Genomic DNA, 15,883 nt, shown 5'->3' on the forward strand with positions numbered 1-15,883 from the left:
ACCACAGTGGCAATCCTCACTACAGTGGTATTTTCTATCTACAATCAAGCGACTAAGGCTTGAGTGAACGTTCACCTCGGGCAATCCCTACTACACCACTTCGGGCCACCTCCACCACATCTGTTACTTCAGAGATCGCTTGAATAAACGCATCCAACTTCTCACTGGTTCCGGCTAATTGCACCGTATATTGAGATGCTGTGACATCAACAATCTGGCCACGAAAAATGTCGGCCGTTCGTTTTACTTCTGCTCTTGCAAAACCACTGGCTTTGACTTTTACCATCATCAGTTCACGCTCAATGTGCTCGAACTCCGTGACCTCTTGAACCTTCAGGATATCAATCAATTTGTGCAACTGTTTTTGGATTTGTTCTAACTGCATTTCGTTGGATGTCGTGGTGATATTCATACGAGAAAGTGTTTCGTCATCCGTAGGGGAAACCGTCAACGACTCAATGTTATAACCACGTTGAGAGAACAAGCCTACAACGCGAGACAAAGCACCAGGTTGGTTTTCCAATAACAATGAAATTATGTGTCTCATATTAAGTTCTCTCCGTTTTGCTCAGCCACATCTTGTCCATTCCCTCACCTTTAATTTGCATCGGGTATACGTGCTCGGTTTCGTCTACGTTGATGTCGACAAACACCAAGCGATCTTTCATATCTAACGCTTTTTTTAGCCCTTCTTCGAGCTGATCTGGCGTTTCGATACGAATACCGACGTGGCCATAAGCTTCTGCAATTGCCGCAAAGTCAGGAACAGAACTCATGTATGAGTTGGAGTGACGGCCTTGGTAAATAATATCTTGCCACTGTTTTACCATACCTAAGAAACGGTTGTTCAAGTTGATGATCTTAATAGGAATATCGTATTGCATCGCCGTCGAGAGTTCTTGGATATTCATTTGAATACTGCCATCGCCCGTCACAACCACGACTTCTTCTTGCGGCATTGCAAATTTAACGCCCATACCAGCAGGAAGGCCAAAGCCCATCGTGCCCAGACCGCCAGAGTTTATCCAACGGCGAGGCTTATTGAATGGATAATAAAGCGCTGCAAACATCTGGTGTTGACCAACATCCGACGCCACGTAAGCATCACCATTGGTCAATTTGTGCAATGTTTCAATTACTTGCTGAGGTTTAATTCGCTCTGATGACGTTTCATAAGCCAAACAGTTGCGTTCGCGCCATACTTGGATGTCATCCCACCACGTTGTAATAGCGTCCTGATCGTTACCACACTCTTGTTCAGCCAGCAGCCCAAGCATGGTGATCAGCACTTTTTCTGCAGAACCTACGATTGGCAGATCCACTTTTACATTTTTGGAAATCGATGATGGGTCGATATCTATATGCATCACTTTCGCGTTCGGGCAGTACTTCTCTAAATTGTTGGTCGTACGGTCATCAAAACGAACGCCGATACCAAAAATCAGATCCGCTTCGTGCATCGCCATATTGGCTTCATAGGTACCATGCATGCCCAACATACCAAGCGAATTTTGGTGGGTTCCAGGAAATGCACCTAAGCCCATCAAAGTGCTGACAACTGGTAAATTTAGCTTATTTGATAAATCAAATATATGTTCGTGCGCCCCAGAGATCACCGCGCCGCCACCAATATACAGTACGGGTTTTTTCGCTTCTAACAGGGATTTAAGGGCTTTTTTAATTTGGCCTTTATGACCCGACGTCGTCGGCTTATACGAACGCATCGATAGGCTTTCTGGATACTGGTAAGGCAGTTTGATTTGCGGGTTCATCACATCTTTAGGCAAATCAATCACAACAGGGCCTGGTCGGCCCGTTGTCGCAATATAGAAGGCTTTTTTAATGGTTTCAGGGATATCTTCCGCTTTTTTTACTAAAAAACTGTGTTTTACTACCGGTCGAGAAACACCGACAATGTCACATTCTTGGAAGGCATCATTACCAATTAAACTGTTTGGCACGTTACCCGAAATAACGATCATGGGGATCGAATCCATGTAAGCAGTCGCAATTCCGGTGATGGTATTGGTCGCACCAGGACCAGAACAAACGAGTACCACACCCGGCTTACCCGTCGCACGGGCATAGCCATCGGCCATATGCGTCGCCGCTTGCTCATGTCTGACTAGTACGTGTTTAATTTGTTCAGTTTTGGCGTGCAGTGCGTCGTAGATGTCTAAAACAGAACCACCAGGGTAGCCAAATATCTGCTCTACGTTTTCTTCTATCAGAGATTGCACAACCATCTCTGCGCCTGACAACATTGCTGTCATAATTGCTCTCCTTAGCCAGTACCCTCACCGTAAGGTCAACGGATTGGTCTGATTTTACATAGTCTAGGGCTTATTCGTAGCCTAATCGAAATACTTCCACGCTTTCGGCTATGTCTTGCGTTCGTCATAACATCCCGCAAGGTTACCCAACAAATGTAACGTTTTATTATCAATGGGTCTAATGAGAGATACGTCTACTTTTCAATCAAGATGCTAGAGAATAGAACAACAGAAGGAATTGCAGCCACACATACACAATATCTCAGCACGATTAAAGAAAATAACGTTCAAAAAAAGAACATAATTCCAGAGCACTTCCTATAAAGGTTGCTAAATAGCGGTATTAGGCATGAAAAAGAGAGGGAACCGATACTCATAAAAATCCCCAGAAATACAAGAGGGTACCTCTGGGGATCTTTTCATCAATTTGAAATCTTACTCAGTCTAAATTACTTTTTCTCAGACTTTTCTTTGTACATTTCTTCGATTTCATCTTGGTATTTATCATTAATGACTTTGCGGCGCAGTTTTTGTGTTGGTGTTAACTCACCATCATCCATTGAGAACGATCTTGGCAGCAGTTTAAACTTCTTCACTTGCTCAAATTTAGCCAGCTCTTTCTGTAACTCATTCACACGCTTCTCAAGCATTTCGACCACTTGGTGATGTTTAACCAATTCGACTCGGTCATGGTACGCGATGTTCAACTCTTTCGCGTATTCTTCAAGAGAATCAAAACACGGCACGATTAGCGCAGACACAAACTTGCGCGTATCTGCGATAACGGCAATTTGCTCAATGAAATGATCTTTACCGATGGCGCCTTCGATCATTTGTGGTGCGATGTATTTACCACCCGAAGTCTTCATCAACTCTTTAATCCGATCCGTGATAAAGAGATTACCATTTTCATCGATATAACCCGCATCACCTGTTTTTAGAAAACCATGTTCGTCGAATGTCTTTTCGGTCTCTTCTGGCATTTTGTAATAACCACGCATCACCATCGGACCACGTACCAAAATTTCGTTATTGTGACCAATCTTGACTTGAGCGCCGGGCATCGACATCCCAATCGAATCTGGGTCAAAACATTGGTCATCCCAGCACGATACTGTTGCTGTGGTCTCTGTCATGCCATAGCCCAACTTCACGTTGATGCCTATCGCATGGAAGAAGCGCCCAATGGTTTCATCAAGCTTTGCGCCACCACAAGGCATAAAGTTGATGTTCCCCCCTAACAGGGCACGCAGTTTATTTAAGACCAGCTTGTCAGCCAGAGCATAAGCTTTACGCAACATGACCGATGGCTTGCGTTTCTCTTGATGGCACACCGCCATTTTTGCCCCCATATTCACCGCCCAAGTAAACATGATCTTGCGATGGATCGGCGCACGAGACACTTTTTCATGGATGGCAGAGAAGATTTTCTCATAGAAACGCGGTACTGCACTCATCACCGTTGGTCGTACTTGGCTAAGCGCGTCACGCACCTGCATCGTATCTTGCAGGTAACAGTTGGTAGCACCTTTATACAATACATAGAATGTCCAAGCGCGCTCAAACACGTGAGAGAGTGGTAGGAAACACAATGAAACATCGTCTTGAGACAAGCTCAAACGCTGATCATGCCCTTCTAATTGCGCCGCGATATTAGCGTAATCCAGCATCACCCCTTTTGGCTGCCCAGTGGTGCCCGAGGTGTAGATCAGCGTGAGTAGATCATCTTCCCTTGCTTGCTCTAAACGTGCGTCTAATTCAACTTGGTATGTGGCATCGCCTTTGGCGACAAATGCTTGCCAAGAGATAACGAAATCATATTCACCAAGCTCGATATCATCCGACATTGCCACAATCAGTTCTAACTGCTCACACTGTTCAAAGATACTCACCGCAGCATCAAACTGTGCCTGCTCACCCACAAACAGTACTTTCACGTCCGCATTATCAATGATGTAAGCAGACTGCGCCGCAGTATTGGTTGGGTAGATAGGAACCGTCACACTGCGCAATTGTAACGCAGCGATATCCGCGATTGTCCATTGCGGCATGTTGTTTGAGAAAATACCGATCTTATCTTGAACGCCCAATCCCTGAGCCAAAAGTGCGCGTGATAAAGTATCAACTTGCTGACCAAATTGCTCCCACGTAATACCTTGCCATTTGTCACCTACTTTATGTTTGAGTGCAACGCGAGTACCACCGTTCGCAATTTGTTCACGAATACGTTTAACGATATGAAAATCTAACTTGGCCATTCTTTTACTTACCTTTTGGCTTACAGGCGTAAGCTAATTGAGCGCACAAGTGTACTTATGGCTTGCTAAAACGCAACTGACCAGTATCAAACTTATCATTAATAAGAGACAACTATCACTTATGCGTATCGAATACACTTAAAAGTGCTGAACGTTTGCACTATTTAATTCACTGTTTTACTTATTGATTCCAGAAAATAAAAAGCCCCGAAAAATAAATATCTCTCGGGGACGAAGGAATTGTAAAAATTGATGATGACCAATTCGGTCTAATTAAACAGCTAGACTCAAAATTCTCTTATTTAACAGCGACCACTTCACCGCATGTGATCATAAGTTGATCACGTAACCAGATGTGTCCTTTGTCTTTTTCGCTTGATTCATGCCAGCTCAAGTAACCGCTAATTTCCTTATTAGCACATGGGAAGTCCAAGATTTGCAACTGGTCACTGTTTACTGCATTTTCTGCCATCCAACGCGGTGCAATCGTCACGAGTTCTGACTGGCCCACCACATAAAGCAAGTTGCTTAGGCTTGAACCTTCATACGCCGCTTGACAATCCAGTTCACGGTAAGCTTGTTCAGAGAAACTTCGTTGACCATGTACTTGAGATAATTTCGCGTGTTTTTCGTTCAGTAGTTGCTCAGTAGTGACACTACCTCGAATGCGCGAATGCGTTTTTGAAGCGATCACAACCAATTCATCTTTAAAGATCTCTGTACTTGAGAAACCTTGCTCATCAAAACGCGCATAGTCGATCACGAAATCGATCTCTTGATAGCGCATACGCTCAGATAGAAGGCGGTCAAACTCTGCATCTAAGTGAAGCTGAACGTTCGGCGCTTGTTGATTTACTTTTTCCATAATTTTCGGTGCAAAACGCATATCGCAAGGGCTGCAAATCGCCAGTTTGAACAAACGATTGGAAGATTCAGGCAGGAATACAGAACTAGGTAGTTCGTTGCGGATCAACTGCAGTGCCTGACGAATCGGGCCAAACAGTTGGCGAGCACGTTGGGTTGGCTGAATGCCACGGCCTTGACGCATAAACAGTTCGTCATTAAACATCACTTTAAGACGGGCAACAGCGTTGCTTACCGCCGGTTGAGACATACCTAAGTTATGTGCAGCACGAGTAATATTTTGCTCTTGCATCACAGCGTCAAATACCGTCAATAGGTTTAAATCTGCACCACGCAAAGTACTTTCCATACGGTAGCTAGCAATTGCGCTCATCGCGTCTTTCTTATCTAACATTAAGTGCGCCTCTTTTGTAATCGTCAACTTGGTTCATCGGGTTCATAACGAATAGAATCCTATGCACAAAAAGACGACGGCCGGATTCGAATCATTTACCACGAATAGATAACCTAAAATTATTATATTTTTCGTACGGATAATTCCATTCCTAACCCTACTATCCATTAATCAATTACGGTTTCGCAACTAAATTGATATTTAATCAGTAAATTTTAGCCAGATAGACATTTAGTTTATTTATAACAATGAGTTGATAAAAAAATAAAAAACTATAAAACAGATAAAAAGCCCCCCAGCAAGGAGACATTTGGCAAATTAATGAGACAGGTAATTATAATCAAGACGCATTTACATGACTTATTGATTGCGCCCGTACTAAAAAGTCTCGACTATAACTCTGATCAAAGCTCGCACGTCACAGTAAAATATTCAATCAATGTACACCGCAGGGAAATGACCACGATAGAATAAAAATGCAGCTCTCTAATTGAATAAAAAATCGACTTTAGGGTTGACGCGTTCCATAGAGTGCGGTACTAATTCGTTAACTTAATTTTGTGGAAAGCTTAACAACTATGTCAGCTCATTTTTCTATTCTGCTTAGCCTCCTCCTGATCGTGACCAGTTCGCGCGGGTAGGCTGTGGAAGAAAAATAACCACACCAATTTCTAAGAACCCGCATGAGAATGCGGGTTTTTTTATATCTAAATACTGGAAGTAAACGATTAACTTGCACGAAAGTGCAGAAATCAGGAAGGAAGCAAACATGAACGATCAGGTCATTATATTCGACACCACATTGCGTGATGGCGAGCAAGCGTTGTCAGCAAGTTTAACGGTGAAAGAAAAGCTGCAGATTGCCTATGCGCTGGAAAGACTCGGCGTTGATGTTATTGAGGCTGGCTTTCCTATCTCCTCTCCTGGCGATTTTGAGTCAGTACAAACTATTGCAAAAAATATCAAAAACAGCCGTATTTGTGCCCTTTCGCGTGCCGTTGCGAAAGATATCGATGCCGCCGCTGAAGCATTAAAAGTTGCCGACCAATTCCGTATCCACACTTTTTTAGCCACTTCCACCATCCATGTCGAAGACAAACTACGCCGCAGTTATGACGATGTGGTTGAAATGGCGGTCAACGCCGTTAAACATGCGCGTAACTACACCGATGACGTCGAATTTTCTTGTGAAGATGCTGGCCGCACGCCAATCGATAACCTATGTCGCATGGTAGAAGCCGCCATCAATGCAGGTGCGAGCACCATCAACATTCCAGATACAGTTGGTTATACCATCCCGGCTGAGTTCGGTGCCATCATTCAAACTCTTTTCAATCGCGTACCCAATATCGACAAAGCGACCATTTCTGTTCACTGTCACGACGACTTAGGCATGTCGGTGGCCAACTCCATCGCCGCCGTCCAAGCTGGTGCACGTCAGATAGAAGGCACCATCAATGGCATTGGTGAGAGAGCCGGTAACTGTTCTCTTGAAGAGATCGCAATGATCATCAAAACGCGTCAAGAGTTCTTGGGCGTTCACACTGGTCTCAAGCATGATGAAATCCACCGCACCAGTAAGTTGGTGAGTCAACTGTGCAATACGCCAATCCAAAGCAACAAAGCGATAGTGGGCGCCAATGCCTTTAGTCACTCTTCGGGGATTCACCAAGATGGCATGCTGAAAAACAAGAGCACCTACGAAATCATGACACCTGAGTCGATAGGTCTTAAGAATCAAGCCCTAAACTTAACCAGCCGCAGTGGTCGAGCTGCAGTGAAGAGCCACATGGACACTATGGGTTACAACGAAGACGAGTACAACTTAGACGCTCTATACGCTGACTTCTTGAAGCTTGCCGATCGCAAAGGTCAAGTATTTGATTACGATCTCGAAGCCCTAATGCACTTCTCTAATTTGCGGGAAGAGGATGACTTTTACAAACTGAACTACCTAAGCGTGCAATCGGGCAGCGTAATGGCCACCACCAGCATCAAGATGCAATGCGGCGATGAAGAAATGTGTGAAGCGGCCGTCGGTAATGGTCCGGTTGATGCGTTATACCAATGCATCTACCGTGTGACTGGTTACGAAATCGTGCTAGATAAATTCGATCTAACCGCGAAAGGTGAAGGCGAAGATGGTTTGGGTCAAGCTGACATCATTGCCAACTACAAAGGTCGTAAATACCACGGTACGGGCGTGTCTACCGACATCGTTGAAGCGTCTGGTCAAGCGTTGTTGCATGTCATCAACAGCATTCATCGTGCAGACAAGATTGAAGAAATGAAGAAAAAGAGAATCGCGACCGTATAGTAAAAGCTGAGCGTCATGGCTCAAGGGTGAATACGCTCGTTTAAAATAATTAAGCTCAAAAATTTGAACATTAAAGGACTAACATGACAGACCAATCATACAAAATTGCCATTTTACCTGGTGACGGTATTGGCCCGGAAGTAATGACACAAGCACACAAAGTGCTGAATGCCATCGAGAAAAAACACGGGATTTCGTTTGAGCGTGATGAGCACGATGTGGGTGGCATTGCTATCGACAATCACGGTAGCCCACTTCCTGAAAGTACCCTCAATGCATGTGAAGAGTCTGATGCGGTTCTATTTGGTTCAGTTGGTGGCCCGAAATGGGAACACTTACCACCAAACGATCAGCCAGAGCGAGGAGCCCTGCTTCCTCTGCGTAAACATTTCCAACTTTTCTGTAACTTACGTCCTGCGCAAATCCACGCAGGTCTAGAGGCATTCTCACCATTACGGGCTGACATCTCAGCTCAGGGGTTTGACATCGCCGTGGTACGCGAACTCACTGGCGGTATCTACTTCGGCCAACCAAAAGGTCGTGAAGGCGAGGGGGCAACAGAAAAAGCGTTTGATACTGAAGTGTACCACCGCTTTGAAATCGAGCGCATCGCGAAAATCGCCTTTGAATCCGCACGTCTGCGTCGTAAAAAAGTTTGCTCTATCGACAAAGCAAACGTTCTACAAAGCTCAATCCTATGGCGTGAAGTGGTCGAAGAGATCGCGAAAGATTACCCTGACGTTGAGCTATCACACATGTACATCGATAACGCAACCATGCAGCTTATCAAAGACCCAGCACAGTTTGACGTGATGCTGTGTTCAAACATCTTCGGCGACATCATTTCTGATGAGTGCGCAATGATCACAGGCTCTATGGGTATGCTGCCGTCAGCAAGCCTTAACGAAAGTAAGTTCGGTCTGTACGAGCCAGCAGGCGGCAGCGCGCCAGATATTGCAGGCAAGAACATCGCCAATCCTGTCGCGCAAATCCTATCAGCAGCACTGATGCTACGTTATAGCCTTGGCGAAGAAGCCGCAGCACAAGACATTGAAGCAGCGGTATCGAAAGCACTTTCAGCTGGGGAGCTAACAGGCGACCTTGCAGGCGACAATCCAGCACTGACCACTTCAGAAATGGGCGATAAGATTGCTGAGTACATTTTGAACTCATAAACAGACTGAATTTATAAATATAATGGTCGTTCACCATCCGCAACACCGTTGTGATAACAAGGACGACGAGGAAAGGAAGCAATGGGCAAAACACTTTATCAAAAAGTCTACGACGCACACGTTGCCGTCGCAGCAAAAGGGGAAACCCCCATCTTGTACATCGACCGTCACTTGGTACATGAAGTGACGTCTCCACAGGCATTTGATGGTTTGCGTGAAAAAGGACGTAAAGTGCGTCAGGTCAGCAAAACTTTTGCCACCATGGACCACAACGTTTCAACCACAACGAAAGACATCAACGCATCCGGTGAGATGGCGCGTATCCAGATGGAAACGCTCTCGAAAAACTGTGAAGAGTTTGGTGTCACGCTCTACGACATCAACCATAAATACCAAGGCATTGTGCACGTCATGGGGCCTGAGCTTGGTATTACCCTACCAGGCATGACCATTGTTTGTGGCGACTCACACACCGCCACGCATGGTGCGTTTGGTTCGCTAGCTTTCGGCATTGGTACGTCTGAAGTTGAGCACGTATTGGCGACTCAAACGTTAAAACAAGCGCGCGCGAAAACGATGAAGATCGAGGTAAAAGGCAAAGTCGCCCCAGGTATTACTGCAAAAGATATCGTGTTAGCGGTCATCGGCAAAACCACGGCGGCTGGCGGCACTGGCTATGTGGTTGAGTTCTGCGGTGAAGCGATTACAGATCTTTCGATGGAAGGCCGCATGACCGTATGTAACATGGCGATTGAACTGGGCGCTAAAGCCGGTTTGATTGCGCCAGATGACACGACCTTCGAATACATCAAAGGCCGTAAGTTCTCACCGCAAGGGACCGATTTTGATGCTGCAGTAGAATATTGGAAGACACTAAAAACTGATGATGATGCCCAGTTTGATGCGGTCGTAACCCTAAACGCAGCAGACATCAAACCGCAAGTGACTTGGGGCACTAATCCAGGTCAAGTCATCGCGGTTGATCAATCAATCCCAGCCCCAGAAAGCTTTGCCGACCCCGTTGAGAAAGCATCAGCGGTCAAAGCATTGGCTTACATGGGTTTAGAAGCCGGTAAGTCTTTAGCTGATTATCCCGTAGATAAAGTCTTCGTTGGTTCATGTACTAACTCACGTATTGAAGACATACGCGCTGCTGCAGAGGTAGCAAAAGGACGTAAAGTGGCCCCGAACGTTCAGGCGCTGATCGTTCCAGGTTCAGAGCAAGTGAAAGCACAAGCAGAAGCCGAAGGATTGGACGTTATCTTTAAAGAAGCGGGCTTCGAATGGCGTTTGCCGGGTTGTTCAATGTGCCTAGCGATGAACAACGACCGTTTGGGTCCTCATGAGCGCTGCGCGTCGACTTCAAACCGTAACTTTGAAGGCCGCCAAGGCCGTGATGGCAGGACCCACTTAGTAAGTCCTGCCATGGCAGCCGCAGCCGCGATCGCTGGTCACTTTGTTGATATCCGTGAATTGGACTAAGGAGAACAATCATGACAGGTTTTAAGCAACACACTGGTTTGGTTGTACCTTTAGATGCCGCCAACGTCGATACCGATGCCATCATTCCAAAGCAATTTCTACAAAAAGTTTCTCGCCTTGGTTTTGGTAAGCACCTGTTCCATGACTGGCGCTTCCTTGATGATGCTGGCAAACAACCAAACCCAGATTTTATAATGAACGCCCCCCGCTACCAAGGTGCTTCTATCTTGTTAGCGCGTGAAAACTTCGGCTGTGGCTCTTCTCGTGAGCACGCACCATGGGCGCTGGCAGATTATGGTATCAAGGCCATGATCGCACCAAGCTTTGCGGACATTTTCTATGGCAACTCAATCAACAACCAAATGGTACCCGTTCGTCTAACCGAGCAAGAAGTGGATGAGCTTTTCCAATACGTTCAGACGAATGAAGGCGCGGAAGTCGAAGTCGATTTAGAAGCGAATAAAGTACGTGCAAACGGCAAAGAGTACAGCTTTGAAATTGATGAATTCCGTCGTCACTGTTTGTTGAATGGTCTAGATAACATCGGCCTAACCCTGCAGTACGAAGACAAGATTGCAGAGTACGAAGCAAATATTCCAAGCTTTCTACGCTGATTCATACGCCAGTAGACACGCAGTAAAAGGTTGGCAAGCGCCAACCTTTTTTCTTGTATTTTCATTACCTCAGAAAAGCTGAAGTAAAACAGGTCTACACTATCAACACGGTTTAACCCAAAGGTATCTCTATGAAGCGTCTGTTATTGTTGCTGTGCGCCCTAGCCTCTTTCGCTACGTTTGCTGCACCTAAGTCTGATTTGTGGCCATATTGGAAACAATCGAATCAAGCCAATCCAACCCAGATTTCTCACCAAGAATGGCAACAGTTGCTTGATGACTATTTGATAGAGCAAGACGAAGACACTTTATTTCGCTACAGCAAAGTCACGGCTTCTGACAAAGCGAAGTTAAAGCAGTACATTCAACGACTAGCGAAACTCGATCCTTTGCAGTACAACCAAGCAGAGCAATACGCCTATTGGATCAACCTTTACAACGCCATCACGGTGGATCTTATTTTGGATAACTACCCAGTCGAATCAATCACCAAACTGGGCGGCTTATTTAGTTTTGGTCCTTGGGGAGATGATGTGGTTGTGGTAAACGGGAAGGAGCTGACTTTAAATGATATCGAGCATCGGATTTTGCGACCGATCTGGCAAGATCCTAGAACCCATTATGCCGTGAATTGTGCCAGCTTAGGCTGCCCAAACCTACTAAAACAGGCGTTCACCGCACAAAACACACAGGCCCTGCTAGATAACGCTGCGACTACCTTTATCAACAGTAATAAAGGTGTATCGATCCAAGGCAATACCGCACAACTCTCTTCAATTTACGATTGGTTTGCGGAAGATTTTGGTGGAGAGCAGCAAGTGTTTAACCACATAACTCAATATGCACCACAATATAAAGGCTTTTCAGGTCAAGTAAAATACGATTACGACTGGGACTTAAATCACGCCGACTAATCTCAAGATTGACAGTTCAAAGCGCTTTGGGTCACCCAAAGCCCAAAAGGGCATCAAGTGCCCTTTTCAATTTTGATAGAAATCGCGGGGTTACTTAAAGCCTTTGACCTTTTTAATCAGATCGTAAGCATTTTGAATTTCTTGTGATTTTTCCTTCGCCACGTTCATCATTTCTGGCGGTAGACCTTTCGCCATCAACTTATCTGGGTGATGTTCATTCATCAACTTACGGTAAGCACGCTTAACGGTTTTACTGTCGGCATCCGACGACACGTCCAAAATTTTGTACGCATCGGCCAATTGGTCCGCTTGTGACGCCTGTTGCCAACCAGCTCCAGAAGATTGGTACTGACCTTGAAAGCCGCCTTGATGCTGAAAGCGAAATGCCGCTTCTTGCATTTGTAAGCGACGTTCTAATTGTTCGGATGAAAAGCCCAAGCTACGTGCAATCTTGTGTAGTACGTTTCTCTCACTTGGGTGAATCGAGCCATCAGCAAAGGCAGCGGAGATTTGCAGCTCCAAGAAAAATTGCAGCAAATCAAAGCGGCCTGCTGTCGAGATTTTCACTCGAACAAGAATATCCTCCAGCGGGAAGTCACTGTCTTTACCTTCGCGAAAAGCATCTTGCGCCGCAAGCCGCTGCGCGCCATGCAATTTCATTCGGTCCATCATGGCCGAGGCAAGCTGGATTTCTTCCTTCGTCACTTGGCCTTTGGCTTTTGCCACATGTCCCATCACAGCAAATGCCGATTTAAAAAACTCTTCCTGACGCTGTCCTTGACTTGGCCCTTTGCCAAAGCCACCAGTAGAGAACCCTGCTTGGCTCAAGCGACGTGCTTTATCAAATTGATGACCGATAAATAAACCAAACAGCAAACCAAGCGGTCCACCAAGTAACAAGCCAAAAAAGGCACCCAGAATTTTGCCAAAAATATGCATTATGTGTTCTCTATCAATGAATTTTTATCGACGACGGCGGTCTTATAGTGCCGGATGCCACGATTTCCTTTATGATAATGGAATTAGTTTTATTTCGGCTAGGCCATTTCGCCTGCTTATCTTTGCAGCTATTTTATCGTCATTATGCCACAGTGAATCAATACGCTGGGATAAATGCGACTATAGTTGATTCATTTGGCTATTACGCTAGGGTACAACAATCCCTATAGCCATCAAGTAGTAGTGACACAGGAAAGCTCAATTCAATGCAACATTTCTCCCGCACATTCTTAGCGGCCTCTATCAGCACCGCCTTGTTTGTACCCATCACTCAGGCTGAAGCAAATATCCATGATAGTGTGCAGGAAATGCCCGCCACAGATCAATGTTTGGTCGACACAAGTGGCGAGGAGGATGCTCTTAATGCCCCAGTAGTGGTAGAAGCTGACACCCTGCAAGCCATCAATGGTGACAAAGCTCAGTACTCAGGTAACGTACAAGTCACCCAAGGCAAGAAAAAAATCACCGCAGATAGCGTAACGCTGCACCAGCAAGACAACGTCGTTGTGGCAGAAGGCAACGTGACCTTTAACGACGGCCAAGTCAACGCTCGCTCTGATCGTGTTACTAATGACATCAATCAAAACACGTTTTCACTTGAGAACACCAATTATCAATTCCTTTGCCAACAAGGCCGGGGAACAGCAGCTTATATTGCTCGCACAGGTCAATCTATTTACGAGCTCGAAGATGGGTCCATCACGTCTTGTCCTCAAGGCGATAATTCGTGGCGTTTAGTCGCTTCGAGTATCGACGTTGATCAAGACGAAGAAACGGCGACGCTTTACCACTCTCGATTTGAAGTGTTAGACGTGCCTATTTTCTACGTGCCTTACCTGACCATGCCCATTGGTGACACGCGTAAAACCGGCGTTCTCTTTCCATCTTTGTCTTACGGTTCAAGCGACGGTATGGAAATTGAGGTGCCATTTTATTGGAACATCGCGCCTCAATATGACATGACCTTGACCACGCTCTACATGCAGCAACGTGGAACAAAACTCGACTCTGATTTCCGCTATCTAACCGATGGCTGGGGTAACGGTGAAATCAAAGGCGAATACCTCAATAGCGATAGAAAATACCAAGACGAGTCTCGTTGGGGCTATCAAGTCAAACACAGCGGCATCATCAACAAGCACTGGATAGCCAAAGTTAATTACTCAAAAGTGAGTGATATAGACTATTTTCTCGATCTAGATTCTGACATTGGTAACCGTGAGGATGGTCAACTCGTTCAAGAAGGCCAAGTACAATACCGCTCTGATTTTTGGAACGCCTCTTTAACAGTACGTGACTTCCAAATCCTACTGAAAGAAGAAAACCGCCCTTATCGCCTGCTTCCGCAATTGGACTTAAACTACAACACGCCATTGTGGAGAGACTACCTTAACTTTGACGTGAGCAGCCAAGTCAGTCGCTTTAGTACCAGCGATGCAGCAAGACCCAATGCCACTCGGGTTCATATTGAACCGGGATTAACACTGCCACTTTCCAGCTCATGGGCAAACTGGACGACCGAAGCGCGTGTACTTTCCACATACTACTCTCAAGACTTGACAGGGCTAACGGATGTAAACTTACAAAGCCAATTGGATGACGAAGTTTCTCGTGTGATTCCTGAGTTCCGCACCCATGCGCAACTTTACTTAGAACGAGATACGAGTTGGGTCAAGGGCTACACCCAAACACTGGAGCCTCAACTGCAGTATTTGTATGTACCTGAAGAAGATCAAACCAACATCTATAACTACGATACTACCTTGCTACAAACCGACTACTACGGACTATTCCGCAGTCGTAAGTACAGTGGTATTGATAAAATAGCCTCTGCGAACCAGTTGAGTTACGGTGCGAGTACCCGCTTCTTTGATGATGACTATAAAGAGCGCCTTAATGTCTCATTTGGTCAGATTTACTACTTTGATAAAAAGACCAAACTGAGCAACAGCCCTAACCAACCGGATGAGACAACCAACTACTCTTCGTGGGCAGTTGAAGCAGACTTCAACTATAACGATTACCTGTTCTATCATGGTGGCATTCAATACGACATTGACTTGAGCTCGGTCCAGCTGGCAAACAGCACCTTAGAATATCAATTTAATGATGGCTTTATTCAAGGTAATTATCGTTACGTCACGCGTGAGTACATCGAAGATACGATCATTCTCGAAAACCTCGACACAATCACTCGTAAAGGTATTTCCCAAGCAGGTATTGTAGCCGCCTACGAATTCAATCCTACATGGTCAGCAAGCGGTCAATACTACTACGACCTAAATGAAAACACCGATTTGGAATGGCTCGCTAGCCTGCGTTACCAGTCCGACTGTTGGTACCTTGGTGTTACCTACGCTAACCAACTGTTAGGCTGGGAAAACCAAACCATCGGCAGTAATGGCGCATCACCTGAATACGAAAACAACTTCAGTGTTAACTTCGGTATTCAAGGCTTTGCCACGAATCAACGTGAAGGCACTGCAGTCAAAGAATTGGATGGCTCCGACAACGCGATTAAATATGGCCGCCCATTCTATCTGAACAATTAATCGAATTAAGCGTCTTAAGTTAATAGGATACTTCTTCAAAA

General features: G+C 45.5%; 11 protein-coding genes. 6 read left to right on the forward strand and 5 right to left on the reverse strand.

Features of this window, described 5'->3' with window-relative positions:
* Nucleotides 1-52: 52 nt before the first annotated feature.
* From ilvN to calR, 4 genes are all read right to left on the reverse strand, one after another.
* Nucleotides 53-547, reverse strand: coding sequence for an acetolactate synthase small subunit (gene ilvN, locus ATG66_RS18040; protein ID WP_098416602.1), 495 nt, complete (start codon nt 545-547; stop codon nt 53-55).
* Between the two features lies 1 nt (nt 548).
* The gene (locus ATG66_RS18045; protein WP_098416603.1) at nt 549-2,273 is read right to left on the reverse strand and encodes an acetolactate synthase 3 large subunit; all 1,725 of its coding nucleotides are present in this window, start codon (nt 2,271-2,273) and stop codon (nt 549-551) included.
* 449 nt (nt 2,274-2,722) lie between these two features.
* Nucleotides 2,723-4,531 (reverse strand): AMP-dependent synthetase/ligase, encoded by a 1,809-nt coding sequence (locus ATG66_RS18050; protein ID WP_098416604.1) that lies wholly within the window; start codon nt 4,529-4,531, stop codon nt 2,723-2,725.
* Nucleotides 4,532-4,829: 298 nt separating this feature from the next.
* A complete protein-coding gene (calR, locus tag ATG66_RS18055) occupies nt 4,830-5,789 on the reverse strand; it encodes a LysR family transcriptional regulator CalR (protein ID WP_098416605.1) in 960 nt (319 codons plus the stop codon).
* A gap of 769 nt (nt 5,790-6,558) precedes the next feature.
* Here calR and leuA point away from each other — a divergent pair.
* From leuA to ATG66_RS18085, 5 genes are all read left to right on the forward strand, one after another.
* Nucleotides 6,559-8,106, forward strand: a complete 1,548-nt coding sequence (leuA, locus tag ATG66_RS18065; RefSeq protein ID WP_098416606.1) for a 2-isopropylmalate synthase — start codon at nt 6,559-6,561, stop codon at nt 8,104-8,106.
* Nucleotides 8,107-8,189: 83 nt separating this feature from the next.
* Complete coding sequence (gene leuB, locus ATG66_RS18070; RefSeq protein WP_098416607.1) at nt 8,190-9,281, forward strand: 3-isopropylmalate dehydrogenase; 1,092 nt, start codon at nt 8,190-8,192, stop codon at nt 9,279-9,281.
* Between the two features lie 81 nt (nt 9,282-9,362).
* Nucleotides 9,363-10,763, forward strand: coding sequence for a 3-isopropylmalate dehydratase large subunit (leuC, locus tag ATG66_RS18075; protein ID WP_098416608.1), 1,401 nt, complete (start codon nt 9,363-9,365; stop codon nt 10,761-10,763).
* Between the two features lie 11 nt (nt 10,764-10,774).
* Complete coding sequence (leuD, locus tag ATG66_RS18080; protein ID WP_098416609.1) at nt 10,775-11,377, forward strand: 3-isopropylmalate dehydratase small subunit; 603 nt, start codon at nt 10,775-10,777, stop codon at nt 11,375-11,377.
* Between the two features lie 131 nt (nt 11,378-11,508).
* Complete coding sequence (locus ATG66_RS18085; RefSeq protein WP_098416610.1) at nt 11,509-12,291, forward strand: DUF547 domain-containing protein; 783 nt, start codon at nt 11,509-11,511, stop codon at nt 12,289-12,291.
* Between the two features lie 90 nt (nt 12,292-12,381).
* Here the strand turns inward: ATG66_RS18085 and djlA are convergent, their stop codons facing one another.
* Nucleotides 12,382-13,230, reverse strand: coding sequence for a co-chaperone DjlA (gene djlA, locus ATG66_RS18090; protein WP_098416611.1), 849 nt, complete (start codon nt 13,228-13,230; stop codon nt 12,382-12,384).
* A 266-nt stretch (nt 13,231-13,496) separates the two neighbouring features.
* On the opposite strand from djlA, the gene lptD reads away from it, so the two are divergent.
* Nucleotides 13,497-15,842, forward strand: coding sequence for an LPS assembly protein LptD (gene lptD, locus ATG66_RS18095; RefSeq protein WP_098416612.1), 2,346 nt, complete (start codon nt 13,497-13,499; stop codon nt 15,840-15,842).
* Nucleotides 15,843-15,883 lie beyond the last annotated feature (41 nt).

It is taken from the genome of Vibrio sp. ES.051, from assembly GCF_002563795.1.
Classification (GTDB): Bacteria; Pseudomonadota; Gammaproteobacteria; order Enterobacterales; family Vibrionaceae; genus Vibrio.

What these genes read in the sequence shown, in the direction of transcription:
- ilvN (WP_098416602.1), bottom strand. Translation starts at nt 547, where the DNA reads ATGAGACACATAATTTCATTGTTATTGGAAAACCAACCTGGTGCTTTG.
- ATG66_RS18045 (WP_098416603.1), bottom strand. Translation starts at nt 2,273, where the DNA reads ATGACAGCAATGTTGTCAGGCGCAGAGATGGTTGTGCAATCTCTGATA.
- ATG66_RS18050 (WP_098416604.1), bottom strand. Translation starts at nt 4,531, where the DNA reads ATGGCCAAGTTAGATTTTCATATCGTTAAACGTATTCGTGAACAAATT.
- calR (WP_098416605.1), bottom strand. Translation starts at nt 5,789, where the DNA reads ATGTTAGATAAGAAAGACGCGATGAGCGCAATTGCTAGCTACCGTATG.
- leuA (WP_098416606.1), top strand. Translation starts at nt 6,559, where the DNA reads ATGAACGATCAGGTCATTATATTCGACACCACATTGCGTGATGGCGAG.
- leuB (WP_098416607.1), top strand. Translation starts at nt 8,190, where the DNA reads ATGACAGACCAATCATACAAAATTGCCATTTTACCTGGTGACGGTATT.
- leuC (WP_098416608.1), top strand. Translation starts at nt 9,363, where the DNA reads ATGGGCAAAACACTTTATCAAAAAGTCTACGACGCACACGTTGCCGTC.
- leuD (WP_098416609.1), top strand. Translation starts at nt 10,775, where the DNA reads ATGACAGGTTTTAAGCAACACACTGGTTTGGTTGTACCTTTAGATGCC.
- ATG66_RS18085 (WP_098416610.1), top strand. Translation starts at nt 11,509, where the DNA reads ATGAAGCGTCTGTTATTGTTGCTGTGCGCCCTAGCCTCTTTCGCTACG.
- djlA (WP_098416611.1), bottom strand. Translation starts at nt 13,230, where the DNA reads ATGCATATTTTTGGCAAAATTCTGGGTGCCTTTTTTGGCTTGTTACTT.
- lptD (WP_098416612.1), top strand. Translation starts at nt 13,497, where the DNA reads ATGCAACATTTCTCCCGCACATTCTTAGCGGCCTCTATCAGCACCGCC.